This window comes from Leptothoe spongobia TAU-MAC 1115 (assembly GCF_018739885.1).
In the GTDB taxonomy this organism is placed as follows: domain Bacteria; phylum Cyanobacteriota; class Cyanobacteriia; order Phormidesmidales; family Phormidesmidaceae; genus Leptothoe; species Leptothoe spongobia.
Window position 1 is genome coordinate 19,681 of sequence record NZ_JADOES010000035.1, and the last position, 23,852, is coordinate 43,532.

17 protein-coding genes are annotated in these 23,852 nt (G+C 48.2%); 10 read left to right on the top strand and 7 right to left on the bottom strand.

What is annotated here, in order from left to right; genetic code table 11:
- Positions 1–50: 50 nt before the first annotated feature.
- The 3 genes from IXB50_RS15905 to IXB50_RS15915 all read left to right on the top strand — a co-directional run bounded on the left by IXB50_RS15905 (position 51) and on the right by IXB50_RS15915 (position 7,462).
- On the top strand, positions 51–4,829 hold the full coding sequence (locus IXB50_RS15905; RefSeq protein ID WP_215609974.1) for a CHAT domain-containing protein: 4,779 nt from the start codon (positions 51–53) through the stop codon (positions 4,827–4,829).
- A gap of 328 nt (positions 4,830–5,157) precedes the next feature.
- Complete coding sequence (locus IXB50_RS15910; protein ID WP_215609975.1) at positions 5,158–6,735, top strand: S8 family serine peptidase; 1,578 nt, start codon at positions 5,158–5,160, stop codon at positions 6,733–6,735.
- A 262-nt stretch (positions 6,736–6,997) separates the two neighbouring features.
- Positions 6,998–7,462, top strand: a complete 465-nt coding sequence (locus IXB50_RS15915; protein ID WP_215609976.1) for a hypothetical protein — start codon at positions 6,998–7,000, stop codon at positions 7,460–7,462.
- Positions 7,463–7,493: 31 nt separating this feature from the next.
- Here the strand turns inward: IXB50_RS15915 and IXB50_RS15920 are convergent, their stop codons facing one another.
- Together IXB50_RS15920 and trpS are read right to left on the bottom strand one after the other, a co-directional pair.
- Entirely contained in the window at positions 7,494–8,477 is a 984-nt protein-coding gene (locus IXB50_RS15920) for a methylenetetrahydrofolate reductase (protein ID WP_215609977.1), read from the bottom strand.
- A 133-nt stretch (positions 8,478–8,610) separates the two neighbouring features.
- Positions 8,611–9,621 carry a tryptophan--tRNA ligase gene (gene trpS, locus IXB50_RS15925; RefSeq protein WP_215610000.1) on the bottom strand — a complete coding sequence of 337 codons (1,011 nt, stop codon included), beginning with the start codon at positions 9,619–9,621 and terminating at the stop codon, positions 8,611–8,613.
- Between the two features lie 210 nt (positions 9,622–9,831).
- On the opposite strand from trpS, the gene IXB50_RS15930 reads away from it, so the two are divergent.
- From IXB50_RS15930 to IXB50_RS15960, 7 genes are all read left to right on the top strand, one after another.
- Positions 9,832–10,224, top strand: coding sequence for a 6-pyruvoyl trahydropterin synthase family protein (locus tag IXB50_RS15930; protein ID WP_215609978.1), 393 nt, complete (start codon positions 9,832–9,834; stop codon positions 10,222–10,224).
- Positions 10,221–10,889, top strand: coding sequence for a 7-carboxy-7-deazaguanine synthase QueE (locus IXB50_RS15935; protein WP_215609979.1), 669 nt, complete (start codon positions 10,221–10,223; stop codon positions 10,887–10,889). The genes IXB50_RS15930 and IXB50_RS15935 overlap by 4 nt, the downstream gene beginning before the upstream one ends.
- Positions 10,890–10,896: 7 nt before the next feature.
- Positions 10,897–11,565: a 7-cyano-7-deazaguanine synthase QueC gene (queC, locus tag IXB50_RS15940; RefSeq protein WP_215609980.1), complete on the top strand. Its 669-nt coding sequence runs from the start codon at positions 10,897–10,899 to the stop codon at positions 11,563–11,565.
- Between the two features lie 81 nt (positions 11,566–11,646).
- Positions 11,647–11,886, top strand: a complete 240-nt coding sequence (locus IXB50_RS15945) for a putative dsRNA-binding protein (protein ID WP_215609981.1) — start codon at positions 11,647–11,649, stop codon at positions 11,884–11,886.
- A 27-nt stretch (positions 11,887–11,913) separates the two neighbouring features.
- Positions 11,914–12,309 (top strand): hypothetical protein, encoded by a 396-nt coding sequence (locus IXB50_RS15950; RefSeq protein WP_215609982.1) that lies wholly within the window; start codon positions 11,914–11,916, stop codon positions 12,307–12,309.
- Positions 12,310–12,390: 81 nt separating this feature from the next.
- Positions 12,391–13,785, top strand: coding sequence for an FADH(2)-oxidizing methylenetetrahydrofolate--tRNA-(uracil(54)-C(5))-methyltransferase TrmFO (gene trmFO / locus IXB50_RS15955; RefSeq protein WP_215609983.1), 1,395 nt, complete (start codon positions 12,391–12,393; stop codon positions 13,783–13,785).
- A 26-nt stretch (positions 13,786–13,811) separates the two neighbouring features.
- Positions 13,812–14,741, top strand: coding sequence for an alkaline phosphatase family protein (locus IXB50_RS15960; RefSeq protein ID WP_215609984.1), 930 nt, complete (start codon positions 13,812–13,814; stop codon positions 14,739–14,741).
- Here IXB50_RS15960 and IXB50_RS15965 read toward each other — a convergent pair.
- The 5 genes from IXB50_RS15965 to IXB50_RS15985 form a co-directional block, all read right to left on the bottom strand.
- Positions 14,722–17,286: a DAHL domain-containing protein gene (locus IXB50_RS15965; protein ID WP_215609985.1), complete on the bottom strand. Its 2,565-nt coding sequence runs from the start codon at positions 17,284–17,286 to the stop codon at positions 14,722–14,724. The genes IXB50_RS15960 and IXB50_RS15965 overlap by 20 nt on opposite strands.
- A 494-nt stretch (positions 17,287–17,780) precedes the next feature.
- Positions 17,781–19,610: a hypothetical protein gene (locus IXB50_RS15970; protein WP_215609986.1), complete on the bottom strand. Its 1,830-nt coding sequence runs from the start codon at positions 19,608–19,610 to the stop codon at positions 17,781–17,783.
- 11 nt (positions 19,611–19,621) lie between these two features.
- Positions 19,622–20,233 carry an SCO family protein gene (locus tag IXB50_RS15975; protein ID WP_215609987.1) on the bottom strand — a complete coding sequence of 204 codons (612 nt, stop codon included), beginning with the start codon at positions 20,231–20,233 and terminating at the stop codon, positions 19,622–19,624.
- A 94-nt stretch (positions 20,234–20,327) separates the two neighbouring features.
- Positions 20,328–22,229, bottom strand: a complete 1,902-nt coding sequence (locus IXB50_RS15980) for a multicopper oxidase family protein (RefSeq protein WP_215609988.1) — start codon at positions 22,227–22,229, stop codon at positions 20,328–20,330.
- Positions 22,230–22,762: 533 nt separating this feature from the next.
- Complete coding sequence (locus IXB50_RS15985; protein ID WP_215609989.1) at positions 22,763–23,611, bottom strand: alpha/beta fold hydrolase; 849 nt, start codon at positions 23,609–23,611, stop codon at positions 22,763–22,765.
- Positions 23,612–23,852 lie beyond the last annotated feature (241 nt).

The following is a 23,852-nucleotide window of genomic DNA, read 5'->3' on the forward strand; positions in this document are numbered from 1 at the left end:
TCAAGTGTTCAATACTCAACGCCTACTATGCAGCTCCCAATGGTTCGATCATGCTTGCAGCTACTATTGCCCTACTGGATGCCTCCGTGGCAGCCTTACCCAACTCTATTGTTACCCCCCCTGTTTTAACTGACCAGCTGGAGGTAGAAAGTTTAGAGGATGTCTCTTATCTTATAGAAAAAACAACATTAGGCCCGACGGATCCTGCTGCTCCGCTCTTCTCATCGAGGCAAGCCGAGTCTTTTATGGTGGCTCAGGCGATTACCCCTGCTCTGGATGGGACGGGTACTCAGGTTAACCAGCAGGGTAATCAAATTGATATCACTGCAGGGACAGCGGTTGATCAGAATCTTTTCCATAGTTTTGATCAATTTGAACTGGATGCAGGGCAATGGGCCACGTTTTTTTCAAGTGCTGATATTCAAAATATTTTGGCTCGGGTCGTCGGTGGCGATCTTGCTGTCATTAATGGCGCACTTGGGATAACGGGTAGCGAAGCCAATCTTTATTTAATCAATCCCGCAGGAATTATTTTTGGACAAAATGCAATCCTAAACCTGCCAGCGTCTTTGATGGCAACCTCTGCTGATGGGATTGGCTTTGGTGGCAGTTGGTTTAATGCCTTAGCGGACAATGATTATGCATTACTAACGGGTGAACCTGATGCTTTGTTATTTAGTAATGAACAATCTGGACCACTGATCAATACAGCAAACCTGGCCGTTAATCCAGGAGAAACCCTGGCTCTTGTTGGTGGAAGTGTGGTGAGTACGGGCAGTTTATCTGCGGACAATGGTCAGGTTGTTGTTCAGTCTGTAACGGGTGAAAAGATAATTCAGCTGCGGCGAGATGATGGGTTACTCACCTTAGAAGTTGAGCCACTAAGTGAGGGGCCAACAGACAATGCAACTGGAGGTTTAACTCTACTTTCTTTGCCAGAGCTATTGACAGGAGGGAATGATGCTTCTGCGATAGGCATTACCGTTGCTGCAGATGGGGCAGTAAACCTGATCGGTAGCAATCAGCCACTGTTGAATGGAGATATTGTCGCTGATAGGGTAGAAGCCGGTACGACAACGCTGACGTCTGCAAACAATGCCTATATTGGTGATGTCACTACCCAAACATCTGCGGGGGGTGGCCCCATTATTATTGAGGCGATTAACGATATTCAGGTGGGTGGGTGGGATGGCCCGTCAACCAGCTCAGTGCTCTCCAATGGAGGTGAGATTTTTGTCAATAGCCAGCAAGGAAACATTAACACTCAAAATAGTTTGCTAAATTCAAGTGCTAGTGACGGTCAACGTGGCGGTGATATTACATTACAGGCCCTTGGTGATATTACGGCAGGTGACATTGTTGCCGCTGGCGGCGATATCAATATCTATGGCATTGGTTCAGTCAGTTGTTCATTCTTTACGGTAGAAGCATGTTCCATAGAGCGTGACAGTAACATTGATCTTAAAGGCACTCTGGACTCCACATTGGCAGGACAACAAGGCGGAAATATTTTAATTCAAGGAATCGGTTCTATTGCCGTCAACGATATCTTTTCTGGAGGAGGGGATATTTTTATCCGAAGTGTTTATAACTTCGAAGGAATGACCCCGGAAGGCATCAATGCAGCTGATTACTGTCAATTTGGGCTTTGCTTAACCTACGGTGGTGATATTGATACTCGCGATGGTCATATAGACAGTACTAATTCTGGCAGTAGGGGCGGCGATATTGCTTTACATGCCATGACTGACATTTCGACCGCTGATATTAAGTCAGGTGGAGGGGGCATTAGTGTCTTTAGCCAAACAGGTACCATTGATACCCATTTAGGCATCCTTGACTCCCATCGGTCTGACCATGAAGGGGGAAATATTGATATTAATGGAGGCGATATCGTATCTAGCTCAATTCGCTCAGGGGGTGGGGATATTTCTCTAAATGCGTTTGGCCTCAGTGATGCTCCTCAGCAGGGGAATATCGATACTCAACAAGGTAGGCTTGATTCAAGCTCAACGACCTCAAGTGAGGGGGGAGATATTTTATTCACGTCAGAATTACCGATTACCACCGGGGATGTTGTTTCCGGCGGTGGCGATATTACGCTTCAAGTTAACAGGACTGCCCTCTTCGGAGAGCCTGGAATTTATCGAGAAGGGACAATCGACGCTAGATTCTCTGAGGCTAATCGTGAGGCGGATGGACATGTTTCCCTCAATGCACCTAATCTCGGTGATTTAAGCAGTAACAATCCCCCTGATGATATTGTTGTAGAACCAGACAAGTTTGAAGTTGTTGAGCGTTTTGGCGATGGCCCCAGTCCAGGCGATCCCCCTGTAATTCCGCCAATACCTTCCAGTTTCGCGGCTCCAAAACCACTTCTTCCAGGCCCTCCTCTTCCTCCTGTTCTACCACTACCACCAGATCCACCACCACTAGATCCACCACCAACTCCAGGGTTTCCCCCTGTTCCTACTCCAAATATTGATGTACAACGCTCTTCCGCTCGTGATGATGAAATTGAACTTCAGGCTGACAACAAGGTACTCAATATCAATAAGACTAATGAACGTTTAATTGCTAGCCGTTCAGAAACACACAATGCTGCTGAAACTGATTCAGCTGAGGATTCACCTAACCAGAAACAGACGTCTGAGGGATGTGGTACTGGTGAGCAAGCTATTGGCTGTTTGGCACAACAGCTCACGATTGCCCGCTCTAATCAGGACTTAGACCAGGAGCGATGGCTCTTGGGGCAGTTGGGTAACCAGTTCTATCTCCAAGGTGACTACAATCAAGCAATCCAACACTATGAGCAACGCATTGCTTTAGTTGATTCTCAAACCGATCCCCTGGAAACAATTCTGGCGATGGCCGATCTGGCTGCGACCTATAGCGTAGTTGGGGCCTATCTTAAAGCTGAAGATTATTATCAGCAGGGTCTGACTATGGCCCAATTGCTGCCCGATTCTGCTCCAGAGAGCTATCTTCTCAATAGTTTAGGCATGGTTTACTATGCCCAACGGGACTATGATCGGGCAATTGAGACACAGCACTACAGCCTCAAAATAGCTCAGGCCGATGAGCATACTGAGCAGATTGGCAAGACCTTAAATCAGCTGGGGCTGGCTTACTATGCCAAAACAAACTATGCCAAAGCCATTGAATTACAGCAACAGAGCCTGGAAATTGCCCAATCTTTAGAGGATCCTCAGGAAACAGGACAGGTACTGGAAAATTTAGGGTTAGCTTACTATGGGCTGCAAGACTTTAACCAGGCCATCGTTTATCATCAAAAAAGTCTGGCAATCGCTCAGGAGTTAGGCGATCGCCACGGTGAGGCACGGGCGCTCACAAATTTGGGGGATGCCCTGTACCAAGCTGAGGATAATCAAGCTGCAGCAGCCCATCTGGTGGCCGCAATTGAAATTTGGGAATCGTTTCGACAGGGTTTAGGAAACCACGATCTCAATCGTATTTCTATTTTTGAAACGCAGGAGACTACCTATAGTACGCTACAGCAGGTGTTGGTCGAAGCTGGACAATACGACCAGGCCCTGGAATTTACTGAAAGGGGACGAGCTCGGGCATTTGTGGAACTGCTCAACCGGGGGGGACTGCATCAAGGGGAACAGACTGTTAGCCCTCTAGAGAGAGTATCTGATACCCAGGCTCCAGATTTACGAACAATTCAAGCCATTGCCAGGGCGCAAAACGCTACCTTAGTTTCTTATACCGTGATCAAAGATGTTGATGAGCGGCAGGGAACTCGAACCCTTAAAGATAATGAAATTTATATTTGGGTGGTGCAGCCCAATGGAACAGTCGATTGGCGTCATTCTGATTTAGACTCACTCCTGGGCCAGGACTCCTCGCTGTCGGAACTTATTCAGGCGTCCCGTTGCTTTACGCCTAGCTGCTGGGGTAATCAACGGCCGATTGAAGGCAGCCGTCGATCTTTAAATTATCCTTTGCTGCAGCTCCATCAGTTACTGATTGACCCCATCGCTGACTTGCTGCCCCCTGATCCAAATGCCAATGTTGTCTTTATCCCCCATGATGATTTGTTCTTAGTACCTTTTGCTGCTTTGCAAAATGAAAAGGGTGAATATCTGATTGAGCATCATACGTTACGCACCGCCCCCTCTATTCAGGTATTGGAGTTCACACGACGGCATCGATTAGCTGCGAATTTTGCAGATAATGGGCCTGTTACTCCATTAGTTGTGGGTAATCCAATCATGCCTGCATTTTCTGGCAAAGGGGATGACTTACCCTGGCAGCTATCCCCTTTACCAGGGGCTGAGGTGGAGGCTAAGGCTATTGCTAAGTTATTCCAAACGGATGCAATTATCGGTAGTCAGGCTACGGAAGAAAACGTTGTTGAGGCCATGGAGCAGGCATCAACGATCCATCTAGCAACCCATGGGCTATTGGATTATGTTGAGACCGCTAGTATGCCAGGCGCGATCGCATTGACCCCAGGTGAGCATCACGATGGGTTATTAACTACCCAAGAAATTATGAAACTTGATCTAAACGCGGCTTTAGTTGTTCTCAGTGCGTGCAATACAGGGCGTGGCAGGATTAATAGTGATGGGGTAGTCGGCCTTTCCCGTGCCTTAATCTCAACCGGCGTGCCTAGGGTGGTCGTATCCCTCTGGCAAGTCCCCGACGTCGCGACTCAAGACTTAATGTTGGACTTCTATCAGCAACTACAGCAAACATCAGATACAGCTCAAGCGCTGCGGCAGGCGATGATTATGGCCATAGATAAGCATCCTAACCCAGTTAACTGGGCTGCATTTACGTTAGTGGGTGAAGGTGGATAAGTCTCATGACTCAGGATCCATGGCTTGAAAAATTACCCTTGAGGGGTATACCCATTTAGATCCGTAAAGGCTACAGTTGAGAGAGTTGTCGTGGTAAGAAAATATACAACTATTTCAAGTATTTCTAGGGCATCAGGAGGCAACGGCTTAGTTGTCAAAGCATCTAATATGTTATGGCTCTATACAGCGTTTTCCGATTGAGATGAATACATTCTGGCGATGTTAGTGAGTAGTAAGTGGATTGTGTTTAACGTGTGTGAGAAATGCTGTATTTGCCTGAGTTAGATTTTTGAGATATTGATTTGCTCACTTGTGGGAGGCTATTAAGATGATGGAAGACGCAAAGACGCATCATCCAACGAACTGTAATCCTGATATAGAGGTTAATGTACCTGAAAATTCAGACGATATTAAGGAGAGATTCAGCGGCTTTCTCATCATTGGTTTAGATGGCAGGATTGATGATTGTGATGGAGACGATCTACGAGGGGTAGCCAGAGCATTAGATCTGAGTGGGTTAGAGAAAGTTTTAGCAGAGTTTCCAGACGTACCCAACCGTCGTCAAATCACGAGCGTCTCCCCTAAATGTATTCGAGAGCTTGAAAGCAAGGCTCAAAATTTACCAATCTCCTGCCCGAGTCTCACAAAATATTGGCGGCTCGATTTGCGAAAGCAATCAAGGGATGAGCAACAAACAATCTTAAAATTATTTACAGCTCTAGACGAGGTGGCTTCAGCCTATCTTGAATTTTCTGCCAACATATTTGTCGGAGATCCCCAGACATCTCCTGTACCCCAGGTGTCTGAACCATTAAATCTGGCAGCACCAGCTGCGTTGGTGCCGCCAGATTTACGCGCGACGCAGTTCTATCTTGAGAATGCAGCGCGTGGCATCGGAGCACGTAACTGGGCACATCTCCAGCCTGGAGGTAAAGGCGACGGGGTTAAATTGTCTGTTGTTGACCAGGGATGGCAACACACGCATCCAGAGCTAAGTGCTAAAGTGACAAGTTCTCCCATCAGTGGTGTCAATAATCCAAATGCGGACGCCCAAAAACATGGCACATCTGCGCTTGGGGTTATTGTTGCTGCAGATGATGGCCTAGGAGTGGTTGGCATTGCTCCCAACAGTGAGCCAGTTGAGGTAGCCTCAACCTACAATTCAACAGATTCATCCATTACGATAGCTGATGCCATTATCGCCGTCCTCAATCGATCAGCTCCTGGGGATGTTCTATTAATCGAGGTTCAACTAGCCAATGGCACACTTCCTGTTGAGGTGGATGAGTCTGTTTTATGTGCCATATTGCTGGCCAGCGAATGTGGCGTAATTGTCATTGAACCGGCTGGAAATGGTAGCCGCAACCTCGATGATTGGCCGACTCCACAGGACAAAATGTTTAGCGGTAGCGCTACCCTACGGAGTTTGAGACGAGGCGATGTTGCTGGTGGTTTTGTTGATTCAAAGGCCATCATGGTGGCGGCTGCTACATTTGCTATGCCCTATAACCGCCTTCCATCTACTAACTATGGCAGTAGAATCGATTGCTTTGCCCTAGGTCAGCGGGTTACTACAACCAGTAATGCACCATTGTCATCACCCTTATTGCTATATAGACTTGATTTTGCCGACACAAGTGCTGCCAGTGCAATTATTGCGGGAGCTGCACTTGTTGTGCAAAGTCTCTATGCCACCTCCATAACAACGTCATCGCCAGCGCGGTTATTGCCAAATACCATGCGTCAGTACCTTTCCGATCCAACCCCTGGCGTGAATACCGAGGCACCAGGTGCCCAGATCGGTGTGATGCCCAATTTGTGTAATATTGCCAGGCGTCAATGTTTGGTCCCTGATATAAGGGTTAGGAGAGAAGCTGATGACTGTAATCAACTAACAACAAGGTAGAAATAAACCTTGTCCACGTCCAGGACGGTCGTTTTACCGTGGGAGAAACGACAGGTTGCAACTTGGACGTGGTTTAGAGCTAGCATTGCCATGCTCTGCCCGTTACCAAAGTCCAGTTCACATTAGGAGATAGTGGGTATTAATTTAAGCCGGTAAATCCTAACTGGGTGGGGAGTCAGGAGCCAGGAGCCAGTAAGTTACTGATTCCTGACTTCTGAATACTATCCTTGGGAAAACGTTTCGCTTTGAGGTGGTACCCCAAATGCAGTTTAAAACAGTTGTAGGGACGGTTGTGCGTGGCCATGGTGTGGCCTCTGGTCAAAATAGAAATCCCCGTTTTCCTGGGGGGACTATTCAGATGCAAAAGCCTGTCTTTGCTGAGCGAGGACTGTGTCTGGATGCCTATTTCCCTGGGACGATTAATGTCTCCACTCATCCCCATCGTTATATCGTCAAGCAGGCCAAACATACCTTTAGACAGGTAAAGTGGGCAGTTGATGCCCCACCTGAAGATTTTTCATTCTTTGATTGTCGGGTGGTGCTCAGGACTGGCCAACGGGTAAATGGGCTGATTTATTATCCCCATCCTGAGACCAAGCCTGAGCATTTCCAAGATTCAGCTACGCTGGAGGTATTGACTGAGTTTATTGATGATTTGAGCCATAGCATGACCCTTGGGTTGGAACTCAACCCAAGTCAGTTGCTGATTATGTCGAATCCGGATTGACTACCCTCCCTGGATTCCCTGTTTCGTCCCTTTAGACCATGGCCAAATCCTGATGGCTAGGAACCATTTTGTTAGCACCATTGTTAGCAACCTGTTTGCCATAAACAGGAGCGATGCCTGCTCGGTCTAAGATTTCTGGAATCAAATCTTCTCGGCGAATGGCCATGATGTGAACGCCTTGACAGAGGGTTTGGGCCAGTTTGATTTGCTCGGCGGCAATGGCAATACCTTCTTGCAAGGGACTCTCAGCCTTGGCTAGACGGTTGATAATGTCGTCTGGAATGTGGACACCAGGTACATTGCGGTTTAGGAAGGCCGCATTTTTGGCGGATTTGAGTAAAAAGATACCTGCCAGAATCGGCTTTTGAGCCGGGGTCGCAACCTCGGTCATGAATTTTTCTAGGCAGTCAAAGTCGGAAATGAGCTGGCTTTGGAAAAATTGGGCTCCAGCCTCTACCTTGCGTTCAAACCGCTTGGTCAAACCTGACCAGCTTTTGCACTGGGGGTCGATGGCGGCTCCGGCAAAAATATCAAGAGGACCGTCGGGGAGGGGTTTGTCGTTGAGGTCGATACCCTGGTTGAGGACGCCAATGGTACGTAGCAGTCGCACAGATTCTAGGTCAAAGACGCTGCGGGCTTTGGGATGATCGCCTGCTTTAACGGGGTCACCGGTCAAGGCCAACACATTATGAATGCCCAGGGCATTGGCTCCCATCAGATCTGCCTGGAGGGCAATGCGGTTGCGATCGCGACAGGTCATCTGGCAGATCGGTTCAATGCCCGCCTGCTTGAGCAGCACTGCTGAGGCCAGGGATGACATGCGCAGTACTGCCCGACTACCGTCGGTGATATTGACACCATGGACCCGTCCTTGCAGCGTCTTCGCCATGTCGATCATGTGGCTGGGGTTACCGCCTTTAGGGGGCATTACCTCCGCTGTGATGACAAATTGATTAGTTGCGATCGCAGATCGCAGCAGTGAAGATGCCGTGTAGGAACCGTTAGAAAGCGTCATAGAAAAATAGTTTGTTTAAGGCAGACTCATAAGAAAGGGAATACTCTCTACTTTGAGATGGTAGATCAAATATTCGTAATCCTTTCTTAATGGTAAGAGACTGTGAGCCCTGCGCATCCTATAGTCGCTTGCTTTACAAGGATTTTGCATATCCTAGGGCATTTTTTACCTTAATCAAGGTTTTGTTGGCAATGACGCTAGCTTTCTCATTACCTTGCTTCAATACAGACTCTAGATAGCTGCGATCATCCATCAGGGCCTGGTACTTTTCTTGGATTGGCTGTAGGGCTGCGATCGCAGTGTCCGTCAGCAAAGGCTTAAACTGTCCCCACCCCATCTCCGCACATTCGGCTGCCACCGCCTCTTTTTCCTGGCCAGACAGCAGCATATAAAGCGTTAGCAGGTTATTGCACTCAGGCCGTTCAGGATTGCCAAACTCCAAACCCCGCATAGGGTCAGTCTTACACTTTTTGATCTTCTTTTTGATCAGGTCAGGGGTATCCCCAATCTCAATGCGGCTCAGTTCAGACGGATCTGACTTCGACATTTTCTTGGTGCCATCGGTGAGGCTCATCACCCTGGCCCCGTCGGGACGAATCAACGCATCTGGCACCTTCAGCACCGGCTCCTTTTTCTTACCAAACTGATGATTCAGACGGACCGCAATATCACGCGTCAGCTCAATATGCTGCTTTTGGTCTTCGCCCACCGGCACCAGGTCAGGCTCATAGAGCAAAATGTCCGCCGACTGCAGTACCGGATAATCTAGCAGCCCCACGCTGACATTTTCCCCCTGTTTCACCGCTTTCTCTTTAAACTGAATCATCCGCTCTAACCAGTTCAACGGCGTGATGCAGTTAAACAACCAGGCCAGTTCGCTGTGGGCGCTAATGTGGGATTGAACAAAGACCGTTGAGCGTTCCGGGTCAATGCCACAGGCCAAATAAGCCGCTGCTACCTTATAAGTATTCTCCGCCAGTAGCTTGGGATCGTGGGGCACCGTAATGGCATGTAAATCTGCCAAAAACAAGAAGCAATCATACTCATCCTGCATCCCTACCCAGTTACGAATCGCGCCGAGATAGTTGCCCAAATGCAAATTGCCAGTGGTTTGAATGCCTGAAAGAATACGCTTTTTAGTCATGGATGGTGGGGAGGAATGGGCAATGGGAAACGCATAGCCCCCGTAGGGGCCTCCCCTTGTAGGTGCCCTGGGAAATCCCATGGGTACCTGGGGACGACGTCTTCTGACAGATCTTATAAGACCACCGCAGGTTTCTGAGCTAGAAATTCAGTTTTGCTCCCTAAGCCAGTAGCCTATGATGGAAAACCGCTAAATCGTTTTTATGTACCCATGGCTAAGTGGACTCTCAAAACAGAATTTACCTTTGACGCCGCCCACTTTATTAAGGACTATGCCGGTCCCTGTGGCCGAGTCCATGGTCATACCTATCGGGTACGGATGGAGGCAGCGGCTCCTAAACTTCACAGTTCTGAATATTGTCCCCATGAGGTGATGGTGGCGGACTTTCGCACTTTGCGCTGGGCTAAGCGGGATGTGGAAAAAGGCGGTCTAGACCACTGTTTGCTCAATGACGTCATGCCCGAGGGCTATGAAACTACGGCAGAAATGATTGCCAAGTTTATCTACGACAAAACCTGTCAAGACTTGCCCGACGGCGTCACCCTAAAAGTCTGTGTGTCTGAAACGCCAGATTCCTGGGTCGAATACGAGGAGGACGCATGAATTTAGTCGAATCCCGTAGGGGAGGCACCGCCCGCCATCACCAGGGCAATAGCTACCCACCCGTTACCAGAAAGACATATCCCATTGTCGAAACCTTTCATTCCGTTCAGGGGGAAGGCCTCTGGACCGGCGTCAGCGCATTTTTTATCCGCCTGGCCGGGTGCGACGTGGGCTGTCCCTGGTGCGACACGAAAATATCCTGGAGTACAAAGCCCCATGGGCAGGTCGCCGTTGCTGATTTAGTGCAGCAGGCTCAAGCAGCCCAGCCTTTTATGGTGGTGATTACCGGTGGTGAGCCGTTGATGCATGACCTGGCCCCCCTCACCCAATCCCTAAAACAAGCTGGTTTACGGCTGCATCTAGAAACATCAGGTGCCCATCCTTTGAGCGGTCAGTTTGACTGGATATCCCTATCGCCCAAACGGTTTAAGCCCCCTCAGCCAGAGATCTATGCCCATGCCCATGAGCTTAAGGTCGTGATCGCTAATGCTGAGGATCTGGCTTGGGCTGAGGAACAAGCGGCCCAGGTACCTGCCACTACGGTGAAGCTGCTCCAGCCAGAATGGACCAGCGAGCATAGCCAGCAGCTGGTTTTTGACTATGTAAAACAGCATTCAGGCTGGCGGATTAGCTTGCAAACTCACAAGTTCTTAGGGGTTAGATAGGGGGGAAATGAAAAGAGCCGTTGTTTTACTGTCCGGTGGTTTAGATTCGGCTACGGCTGCGGCCCAGGCTATGGCCGATGGTTATGACTTAATTGCCCTGTCGTTTCGCTACGGTCAACGCCATGAGCGGGAACTCATTGCAGCCAAAGTGATTGCTGGCCATTTGGGCATTACTCAGCACTTCATTATTGATGTGAATTTGTCCCAGTGGGGTGGGTCATCGCTGACCGATGTGCAGCAAACTCTACCCCAGGATGGTGTGGAGTCGGGGGAGATTCCCTCCACCTATGTGCCGGGGCGCAATACGGTGTTTATTTCCCTGGCCCTATCGCTGGCGGAAGCTCAGGATGCCGAAGCGATTTATCTGGGCATCAATGCGGTGGATTATTCAGGCTATCCAGACTGTCGGCCAGAGTATTTAGAGGCGTTTCAGAAGTTGGCTAGTCTATCGTCGAAGGTGGGGGTGGAGGGCAAACCGATTATGCTAAAAGCACCGCTGGTGATGGATTCGAAGGTGGATATTGTCAAGCGGGCGGTGGCGTTGAATGTGCCGATTCCCCAAACCTGGTCTTGCTATGCGGGTGGGGATACGCCTTGCGGTAAGTGTGATTCCTGCCGAATTCGCGATCAGGCATTGATCGAGGCAGGATATCCGGAGTGGGTCAGTCACCCGTAGGTTGCGGTTAAACTGAAGCAACTCAACCAATTTTGTTCCAATGTGTCATGGATGATTCACCAATGCATTTTAGAGACACCCATGACTAAAAATGCCAAAAATCAGCTTCACGAATTTCTCCAAGCGCTTGGCTATGAAACGACACAGGCCACTTTTCAAACGGAAAATCTTGCTAGTGGCTGGGAATCCACGGTGACAGTGAGATTTTTTTGCAATCGTGTGGTTCAGGGAACAGGACAAGGGCAGCGAAAGACTGAGGCTGAAATTGCAGCCTCACAGAATGTTATCCATCGCATTTATAGCGGTTCTCATTCGCACTGAATACACTCGGTTTTGAGGTTTCAGTGGTTGGCACTATCAAGGTGTGTTCAAAACAAGCCGGAACCGCTATATAACGATCACCCCGAACTTGCAAAGCTTGTCTCTAATTGGGAGGAGATTCAAGTTGAAGCTCAGCAGGGCGATGTGTTGATTAAATTAGCTATGTATCTAACCCCAGCTTTCAAAACAGCAAATGATAAAACAAAAAAGTTACAGGATATAGAGAAAAATTCTGACCTTGCTGAAGTGTTCGAACGTTGGAAGGCTCAAGGTAATTCAGATTTAGCTCTCTGGGGTAATCATCTGAATCAGCATAAAAAAGCGACTCTGGTTGAAGCGCTACTGTGGAGACGTTTTGGTAATAAAATTCTGACTGACAATGCGTTTGAATCATTACAGGTTCTATTAGAGACCTTGCAATAGAAATCTTTAGGAAAATTTGGATCTGTTGGGTTTCGCCTGCTCAACCCAGCCTACAATGGTTAACCCTGCAATATTCTGGCTATGACCGACCCATCCACCCATCCACCCATCCACGTTATCGGCGGCGGCCTGGCCGGGACTGAGGCCACCTGGCAAATTGCCCAGGCAGGCGTTCCTGTAGTGCTCCACGAAATGCGACCGGTAAAGCTGAGTCCGGCTCATCATTCGGAGCATGTGGCGGAGTTGGTGTGTAGTAACTCTTTTGGGGCCAAGTCGGCGGATCGAGCGTCGGGATTACTTCATGAAGAACTGCGCCAGCTGGGTTCGGTGGTGATTGCTAAAGCCGATGAACATGCAGTCCCTGCGGGGGGTGCCCTGGCGGTGGATCGGGCTGTATTTAGCCGTGACCTGACAGCAACGTTGGAGCAGCATCCGCTGATCGAACTGCGTCGCGATGAGGTGACGTCAATTCCAACAGACAGCACTGTAGTACTGACCACAGGTCCGTTGACCAGTGATGCGCTCGCGGCTGATCTGCGCCAGTTTACAGGCCAGGACTATATGAGCTTTTTTGATGCGGCCAGCCCCATTGTGGTGGGGGAGTCCATTAATCGCGATGTGGCCTTTATGGCCTCTCGCTATGACCGGGGGGAAGCGGCCTACCTCAACTGTCCTATGGACAAAGAACAGTATCTGGCTTTTTGGCAGGCCCTGTGTGCGGCAGAACAGGCGGAGCTAAAGGATTTTGAGCAAGAGACTGCGAAGTTCTTTGAAGGCTGTTTGCCCATTGAGGAAATGGGCCGCCGTGGGGAGGACACTATGCGCTATGGTCCCCTAAAGCCGGTGGGCCTATTTGATACGGATCGCTATGGGGCCTTTGATGCGCCGGAAAATAAGGGTAAGCGTCCCTATGCGGTGGTGCAGCTGCGTCAGGAGGATAAGGGCGGTCAGCTGTGGAACATGGTGGGTTTTCAGACTAACCTGCGCTGGGGTGAGCAGAAGCGAGTATTTCGCATGATTCCTGGTCTGGAGAATGCGGAGTTTGTGCGCATGGGGGTGATGCACCGCAATACGTTTATTAATTCGCCGGAGTTGTTGAGCAGTGCACTGCAGTTTCATCAGCGGGCCAATCTGTTTGCCGCTGGTCAGTTGGTGGGCACGGAAGGATATACGGCAGCTTGCGCCGGTGGCTGGCTGTCGGGGACAAATGCAGCCCGGTCGGTGTTGGGATTGCCGTTAGTGTCGCTACCGGTAACCACCATGATGGGAGCATTGTTTGGCTTTATTAGCTCAGCAGAACCAAAGCATTTTCAGCCGATGCCACCGAATTTTGGGATTTTTCCCGCGTTGCCGGAGCGGATTCGGAATAAGCGAGAGCGGTATGGTAAGTATCGCGATCGCAGCTTCTCCGATCTCCACACCTGGGCCAATACCCATCAAATCACTATAAAACAACCAGCATTAGCAACCGCATAGGAGGGTGGGTACAGCCCACCGGGCCAATGGATAAAAGCCGCTTTATTCTGTTGTTTTTAGACGGTCTGGGGTTGGGCACCGCCGGTCCCCACAATCCCCTGAGCAATCCAGCGACCATGCCCCTGGTGCAGGCTTTGTGCGAGGTACCCTGGTTAGCTGGAGCCCATGTCCACCGCCCAAATTTTCTCCTCAAGCCCATTGATGCCACCCTCGGTGTTCCCGGTTTGCCCCAAAGTGCTACCGGACAAACCACCATTTACACAGGGCATAATGCTGCCAAATTTCGAGGTCAGCACCAGACCGGATTTGCCAATGGCTCATTACGACAGTTGATCGAACCCTACGGACTCTTTAAGCAGGTACTCACCCTGGGCGGTACCGCCACCCTGGCCAATCTGTATTCTCCGGCCTATTTTGAAGCCATTGCCCAGCGACGATGGCGCTATTCAGTCTGTACTCTGCTAAATATGACCGCAGGTCTTCCCTTTCGCATGCAATATGAATATGAACAGGGAGAGGCTGTCTTTTGGGACATTACCGGTGAGATTGCCAGATCCCGTGGCATTGCCACCCCACCCATTACTCCCGAACTCGCGGGCAAAAGTCTAGCTTCCTTGGGCAGTAGCCACAGCGTTACTCTATTTGAATGCTATCTCAGTGACTATGCAGGCCATGCTCAAGTGTATGAACGTGCCGTAGCTGTGTTGCAGCGGATCGATCGGTTTTTAACGGCGGTGATTGAGTCCCTTGGGCCAGATACTACACTCATTGTGGTGAGTGATCATGGGAATGTTGAAAACCTGTCAACCAAACGTCATACCTTAAATCCGGTCCCTTTGTGGGTGGTGGGTCCCGCCGCTGCTAAATTTTCAGCCGTCCAAGATCTCACGGGTATTACACCCACTATCCTGGCCCAACTGAGCAATGGTTACAAGGTCACACCGAAGTCTCTATGACGATTTCTTCTGAGGGGATGCCGGTTTCTGGTGGATTGGTGTTGCGATCGCGGGAGTCGGAATTTTCTAACTGTTCTGGGTTGTATTGATTGAGTATTTCGACGAGTTTTTGAAGATTGTCCTGCGTAGCGGAATGGTCCGCTTTCCCTAAAGAATAGCTGAGTCTTTTGTCAGGTAGCTTCGTTTGGACAATGACTGGGATCTTGGCAAGGGTTGAATTGGTTTCAAGGGCCTCGTAGATATCATAATCCTCTTTACTTAACATGATCGAATCCAGGAGAATGATGTCAGGTAGAAGCTGATCAACCATTTTTAAACCCTTATGACTGTTGTGGGTCAAAACAACAAAATAACCATGGCTGGCAAGGGCCTTCCAGATAAATTCGCAGTTTTCTTCATCATCATCAATGACTAATACGCATTCTGAAGAGGGTGCTGTTATTAAAGAAGTGATAGATTCATCGGAGATCGATTCAATCTGTTGCAGCCCACTGTTCTCATGGGAGTTAGTCGTTGCATTGTCTACTACTGTGGATGGTTCTGTCGGCTCAAAAAGTAAATCATTTTTATTTTTAACAATTTGTGGGATTTGCACAGTAAATGTAGTCCCTGTACCCACCTCACTTTCCACATTTACGACCCCGCCCATCATCTGGACAAATCTCTTTGTAATAGTCAGGCCTAGCCCAGTTCCACCATATTTTCGGGTGGTTGAGGAATCTGCCTGGGCAAAGGCATTGAAAATCTTCTGTAGTTGTTCAGGCATCATGCCAATGCCTGTATCCTGGATTTGAAAGTTTATCCACTTATCGTTGTTCTTGTCTTCAGCTTTGACACCAATGGTTATAGTCCCATTTTGAGTGAACTTACTCGCATTGCTTAGCAGGTTAAAGAGACTTTGCCGGACCTTGACCTGATCGGCATGCATGTTACCAATATTGGCAGCACATTGGATTTTTAGAATATTGTTGTGTTTGGTGATGACGGGCTGCATCGTTGAGGCCACATCTTGTACCAAGGACATGATTGGAAACGTCTCTAAATACATTTCCATGTGGCCAGCTTCCACTTTAGACAGATCAAGTACATCATTGATCAGACCTAATAAATGTTTGCCAGCTCCTTGAATTTTCTGTAGTTCAGGGATGAAGTCTTCTTGTCCACAATCTTCTGCGTCTTCCTCAAGCATCTCGCTATAACCAATAATGGCATTAAGTGGAGTCCGCAATTCGTGACTCATATTGGCTAGAAACTCACTCTTGGTTCGGTTAGCTTTCTCTGCTTTGCGTCGTTCAATCTCTGCTTTTTTACGGGCGTCATCTGCTTTCTTGAGAGCCTCATCATTGGCTTCAATACTCAAGGCGAGTTGAAACTCGGCTTTTTTGTGAGTACTGATATCTTGCCAGAAGACAGAAATTCCAGTCGCATTGGGCCTAAGACGAAGTTCTAACCAGCGAGATTTGGTAGTATATTTAGTTTCAAATGTGATTATAGATTGTTGATTGCGGGCTTGTTGATAATAATGTTGTTTCGCTTGACCTAGCTCCTGAGGAAATGCAGTCCAAAAAAGCTTACCTACCAGTTCTTCCCGCTGTTTGCCTAAGTCTTCACAGGCCTGGGCATTTACATGGGTGATGATCCACTCATTATTAACATCGATAAACGCATCGTCAATCGTTTCAAACAGACTGTTTGTAATTTGTTCGATTTTGTGAGTCTGTTTTGCCAGTGAGGTAAAATACGTGCCCGCTCCTAATATACTTACCAACCAGATAGTGGCAGCGATTTGAAATAGTTTGGCTCGTCGATGTGCTATTTGATAAGCATCTTTATAGATTTTAGAAAACTCTTGGAGTTGTTGTGTTGTTGGTAAATTTAGTAGGGATTGAGTGATTTGATCCGTTTGCTGTTTACTTTCTAGAATGGTTCTAGCGTAGGTCAGAGTAGTATCTATATCACGGTTACTAATCTTGCCGCTGTCAATCAGTGCTTGAACCTGTTCAATGTTGAGTTGAATCTCAGCAGTCAGTGCTTCATCAGAGGAAAGGGTATAAAGTAAGACCTGTTCGAAGAGTTCTGTGAGAACTTGGTTGACCTTATTCTGTGAGGATAGGTTATTATCCTGTTGAAGCGTATTGATTAAACCCGGTAAGTTGAGGAGCGATTCTTTTAGGCGTGAATCTTGGGTTTGGAGCTGCTGTGCCAGTCGTGCTTTTTGTTCTAAAGCCTCAGTATGAGTTTTTAGAGCTGCTTCGAGTTGCTTAGCGTTTCGTTTGCCGATAAATGTAGGAACTTCGTTAAGTTTATTGTGAAGTACCTGTACTTGCAGTAGTTCCTCGTTTAGCGGTTCATAGGATGTTTGAAGGGTCTGCTGAGCTTCCAGAACAGTGTGATTAACCGCCAAATCATACTGAATCTGCTCTGAGATGTGCTCTTGATAACGTAAGTGATCCTCAATGGAGACTGAACGGCCTTTGGTAATCAGGCCGAACTCAATCAGCAGCCCACCCATAGCAGCTGAAAGTATGATTGCTTTATGGTTCATACTCCATTTCCTGCGAGATTAGCAGCCAGCATACATAAACTAAAGGACCTAATTAGGGTTCTATTGTTTCAGGCCATAGCTAAGGTGCGTCCTAGTGATGGCCTTGACTGCTCTATCAGATACTTTTTATAAAAATATTGTGAAAGCTAGCGTAAACGGGAACCACGCTGTGTAGTGATGACCTGATAAACACAACTATAGATACAGATAGTGAGCACAATAATCTGGAAAAAACGGACAATGTCCAGATGTGAAAGTGGCCTTGTTGCTTAAATTACAGGTACTACTGAGGACGGTTGATGTACGCAGATTTACTGCATTTTTACTGCATTAAGGTCATTAAAAAAATCAAGATTTTTTCAATAGCAGGAAACTCTTTGGAGCCGTTATTTCAGCCTGAAAAAAGTTCTTTTTCCCAGATAATGGCTACTGGATAAAATCGGTATATATCCTGAATCAGGACGTTATAGTAACGTCTAATGTATACCGATTCATTAATGTACTGAATAGATGGCAACGTCATGGTGCCATGGGTCAAATTGATAGAATCTTAAGCGGGTAGACGGTTCATAGTTATAGGTGATATTAACCTTGTGCATGCCGGGAGTATTGGGGGCAATAACTGGGTTGGCGGCAGGTACCCTAACGGGACTGGTGAGATTTTTCCACCAGTAGGCACGGCCAAAGGTAAACCAGCAGCCTGACCCCCCTACTCGGGTAGAGGACTTGAACTGGTTTTCCCAGCCTCGGGCACCGCCAAAGTCTACATTTTGGTACCCATGGTCAAAGTAGTCTCCGTTCAGCAGGGTCACTTTTAATTTAGCTCCCCGAGTTTTCCAGTCAGGCCAACGTACCCATCCTCCCTGGGTGAGCTGACCATAGGTGGTGTTGTTGATATACATCAGGGTGAGATCTGACTCTGGATCAACGTTGACCCCATCTATACAGGTGCCTTTGGCATCAAACTCGAAGCAGGGTAACTGAGTGCGGGTTTGCCATTCTTGAAAAGCCCTCTTTCCCTTCTCTAGTTGGGCTATGAGCTGTTCCGGATCGTTGCTAGGATAGGCTGCTAAGATGTCCCGGAACGTAGTCCACATGCGTTTTGCCGGAGATAGGTCACCGATTTGTGCGATCGCAGCTAATTTGGCTTCCTCACTCTCCGTCGGATTCTCTCCAAAAACAGAGGTTTCCCATTCCACTAAGGTCTTTTTCTCCCCCGTTATTGGATCGCGAAAGGACTTAAGGGCATTATCCATTACCTGAATGCGAGGGGGATGCATGCGCCAACCCCAGGTATACACCAGGTTATAGTACTTACTGGGGGCCATTTTGATGGTAAAGACCGTGCGGGTACCATCCTCCATGGGGAAAAAGGACTGATCCATGCCCACCAAAGCCTTTCGTTTCTTGCCTGGTAGATGTTGTTGCCAATCTGGGTCGGTTACCGCTGGATCATCGGTATACATTACAAAAGGAGAAAAATCATCATGTCCCCGGTTCAGAATATCCACCGTATAGGTAATAGTCCAGGGAATCTCCAAAACCTGGCTTGGATCGATTAACCCGGTATCCGACTCAATGTGGTCGTTGTACCAAAGCTGGTGAACATTCACATTGCCACCCACCACATGGCCATCGGCATCTTTAATTAACTCGACGGTTTTGACCTTATTCGGTCCCGTATAGTGCAGCAAAGGAAACCCACTGTAAGTACGGTCGGCAATGGGACTACCTTCTAAAATATCCAGGCCAAACTGGAGTACCTTTTCAAGAGAATCATTCAGATTATGCTCCACCAGATAGTCCATAAAGGCAGCCTGGTTTTCGGTCTCAATTTTGGCTAGTTCGGCATTGGTGTCACAGATATCGCGTACATGGCTAGAGGCCCCTGCTGCTTGACACAGTTGATTGGCTACATAGATAAAAAGGCTATTGAGATCGTTTGTAGGAGACGTGGGGTTGATTTTAGACGTGCTCGGTTCTCCATCATGGAGATTATAGAAATTGCGGGGGGTGGAGGGCAGGGTGTTAGGAATCTGATTGCCTGAGCTATCAAAGACATCAGTATAGATGGTGGGAAGAAAATTAGAGCCCGGTGGATTGTCAAAGGGATCAACTTCTTCAAATAGGCTGTCGCCAGTCTTGATATAGGTGGTGTCCCCGGCTGTAATTTGTTTAGACTTCTGGATCAGTGGCTGGGGATGGGGATGTAAATAGGGATACCCTGGATCATCTGACGAGTCTGCAATCACAGGGGACATTGCTGTTACCCACAGTACCAGAACCAACAAAATTGAGGTTGCCAATCGAAGAAAAAGGTTCATGGGAAATCTCCCTAAGCGTTGACCCGATGTCCAAAGTTTTCTGAGGTGAGAGGTAAAGGACCACTGCGACGAGGGGCACCCTCCGGTTGAGCGCGTGGAGTAATCCAGGCAACCCGCTGTACAATTTGTTCGGGTTTAGCCAGGGTGGCTACCGAGCCCCACAACCCCACAGATTCATTGCCATAGCGAATCATTCCCATAGAACAATCGCTCTCTGGATTTGTGCCGGGGGCATGACCACCACTGTGGGCAAAAAGGCGATCGCGCAGCGTGGTCATCACCTCTGAGGTCCCTGTCAGAAATTGCCAACCAGGTTTGACCCCATGATGGTCTGCAAAAGCTCGTAACACTGTAGGCGTATCTCGTTCAGGATCGATGGTTAACGAATACATAAAGACATCCCGCCCCAGACGATGGCCCAACAGATTCTGGACCTGTAGTAGATTTTGAGTGACCGGACGGACCGCATCATCTTGTACCGACATGCAGTTGATTAGGACCATTCTGTCCAACAACAAGTCGTCATAAAATCGAGCTTTTTGATGCTCATGGTCGTAGACAATAACATTGGGAAAATAGTCTGCATAGGGACCACGGCGGGGTGGGGTGCAGGATTCTGTCATGGTTGATTAGTCTCCTTTTGGCCATGGGTAAGTGGAGGGAGAGAGGGGAAAACTTTGAACTTTGAATTTTGAATTTTGAACTTTGAACTTTGAACTAAGTTTGTCCTTCTTGGGAGGTTGAGGTACCTGGCCGGGCCTCCAGATGAGGTTGGGCCGGAGGTCGTGGATCGGGGAATTGTTTTGTATTCTCTTTGTAGTATGTGCTAGCCCGTTCAGGATTAGGCACCCCTTCTCCAGCGGGGACAACATCCCAGCGAATCATCATGGCATGGTCTTCATGCACCACATTATGGCAGTGCATCACGTACTTGCCTAAGAAATCACTAAAGCGGATGTAAACCTTAATCTCATCCCCTGGTAGTAATGAGACGACATCGCGTCGGGGACCTCCCATAAAGACATCGACATGGTCACGTTGACTTTCAATATCCTCAACAAATGATCGTCTGAGGGTATGACCTCCGGTTTGAATTTGTTTTGGATAAACGGCTTTGCCATTCACCTCTAGAATGATGAACTCAGTGAAGTGGTTATGAATGGGATGAGCCCAGTCATTGCCAGAGTTGCGGAAGGTCCAAATTTCAGCGCTCCCCCGTTCGATCACGGCCTCAATCCGTTGGGGGTCCATGATCTGGCCATTGATGGTCCAAAGACCACCGTCATAGTCAAAAGTCCAGTTGCGATCGCGTCTAACATCAGCCAAATCCACCGACTGTAGCTTTCGGAAGTAATCGGGAATCCGGCTAGGGTCAGGAGCTTGAGCTTCTACCACATCAAACCGCATCAGCGCATCTTTGGGATTTGGGTCCAGCATCCGACCTGAAGGGCCTTTGCCATTGGTTTGTTCCAACAGGTTCAACAGATAAACATGATCGTCCACCTCATACTGTGAGAAATCTATAATCACATCCACCCGCTGGGCCACACTCAAATAGATGCTATCCGCTTCAATCGGTTCTTCCAGGAAGTTACCATCGCCGGTAATCACCACAAATGGTCGACATTTGTCCATAGCCTTACCATCGTATAAGAATACCTGGTAGAACCGAGACGGACCGCCATTGAGAATACGGAATCGATACTTGCGGCGTTCAACCTTGAGATGGGGCTGAATAATGCGATTCACTGTAAACCTATCCCCCAGAACACCATCTGTGTTGAACAGGTTAAACACCATTTGCCCCTGCTGATCAAACTGGAGATCTTGTAGCAATAGGGGAATATCGTATTTACCGCTGGGTAGTCTCCAAGCTTGGGGATCGGGATCGTTTTCGTTGCCAGTGTCATACTCATCGAAGAGCAGATAGGCTCCCCACAAACCTGCGTAGACATTAGCTGCTGTAAAGTCCATGCGGTGGTCGTGGTACCACAGAGTCGTTAGTTTCTGCAGTGGGTCATTGCCAGAGGGAAAGTTACCATAGTGGTGGTCCCAAAATTCACCTGGGTCAATCCAATCGTTGGGGTCACCATCACTCTCAGAGGCCGTGTGGGCATTGTGCAGGTGTGTGGTGGTGGACGGCAACCCAAAGTGAACATGGCGATCGGGATGACCAATGGGGGGTAAATTATTAACTCGACGGACTAAGATCGGCTCTCCATATTTTGCAATGTAGGTGGGGCCAGGAGAACTCCCGTCAAACCCCCAGCACCAGGTACCCTGGTTGTAAGGCGGATCGGGATGAAAACACCAGAGAAATTCTTGCTCGTAGGTCAGGTAAAATTTCTTGGGCGAATAGCGATCGTAAAGTTGGTGAGAAAGTGGATCGGGCAATGGCGACAGCTGACTGACCGGTTTTTTAGCCTGGGGGATGAACAGAGGCATCTTAAAGGGCGTTACCGGTGGACTGGGGACAGATAAGTCGGGAGGAAAGGTATTGGGTGGGCAGAGATACTGCAGCCATTCTTCATGATTTTGTGCTGCTGCTGATTGTCCCCCCAAGAGACTAAACCCACCTGTAGCAAGACCTATTTTGAGGAAATCCCTTCTTCTGTGCATCGTCGTTTCCCGAATAAACGATTAAAAAATGGTTCTCAATAAGACTCACTTTAGAGGAGTTTTCTTAGGCTTCGCAGTTTAACTCCCTATGTCCTAGAGTACTCACAACTGGCTGCAGAAGATCACAGATAGCAGACTAATTGAAGTTAATATTTATTTAGTAATATTGTGTAGTTTATTCGGCTTAGACGTGCAGAACTGAGAGAAGCTACTGAAGTCAGGGAAATTCGACGATACTGGAAGTATTATGTAATGTACTATCTGTAGGGTCATGTAGCGTCATCTCACCCTGCACTCAAAGTGACAGGGCTCATTGGAGCAAAACCCACTATAGGTGCAAGACTTCTCGCAGAGTAGGGGTTAAGAAATCGGAAAAAGCTAGATACATAGAGCTTTATAGCCAATTTTGTCGCTTTAGCGACAGCCCTCAATTAGCGCCCGGTTTTGAACCGGACGTGGGTTGGAAGCTCGCCACCGACATTGGTGCAAGATCTCAGCTAGCCAAATTATGCTGTTCTTACTAACTGATGAGGTCAACCTACTGGTGATTCAATTGTTTGGAGGAAGTGAGAGAGAACTTGCTCAAAGGCTTCTGGTTTAACCAGGAAAGCCCAATGATTTCCTGGAACTGTTTGAATCGTTAGGTTTCTCAAATACTTCTGATAGGGTTTTAGCTGCCAGTCAAATCTGTTGACACCATCTTGGGGCTGTATAAATAGGCTAGGTACCTGAATCTCTTTTGTCAGCCCTGGTACCCGTAATACTGCATCAAAAATCCCATCCCGTGCTGCAGTCGTAAACTTACTGCCCACATTGCCATCAGGCATTGTCTCCAGACTCTCGCGAAAAACAGATTCCTGGAGCTCATTCCAGCCTCGGTACTGTTTCATCCGTTTTCCCTGCTGTATCGCTGTGTCCCAATCTTCAAACGGTCCCATCCCTTTTAAAAAAGGCAGCGTCCCATAAAACAAGGGAAACGTTAGCCGAAAAATACCCGGCATCCCATAGATAAAAATTGGATCCACCAGCACCATACTCAGGAACCTTTCTGGCTGACGCGTCGCCCAGTAGGCTGCCATTTTTCCTGACCAGGAATGCCCTACGATATGTGCAGCTGCCCAACCCAGATGATCCATCAGCTGTACCAGGTCGTTCATTACCGTATCAAAATCATAGCCGTTGTCCGGTTTACTGCTTTCTCCATGACCGCGCATGTCCACCGCAATTGGATGGTAGTTGCTTGCCAGTTGGTTACCTACAGCTGACCAAACTAGAGCATGATCGGCTAATCCGTGGAGTAGTAGGATGGGTTGGCCATTGCTTTGCCAGTCCAGATAGGAAAGGTCAATCTGCTTAAGGGGAATAGTTTTGCGGGTCGCCATTAGCTTTGCTCTGTACCAGCAAACTTGTAGTTGCATCATGAATGCATTGTTTCACATGTCAAGACTTTCTTCGTAATCTGTATACTGAGCAGATAGGGCTGGGCGGGCATTGCTAATTTACCCTCTTGGGGAACTATGACAATTTCAACCCAGTCGGGTATAAATAAGTAATTGCTAATGGGTTAGCTTCTACCTTCCACATCGGGTCGGTTTACAAATAGACTCAGTTTTTAAAGTGCAG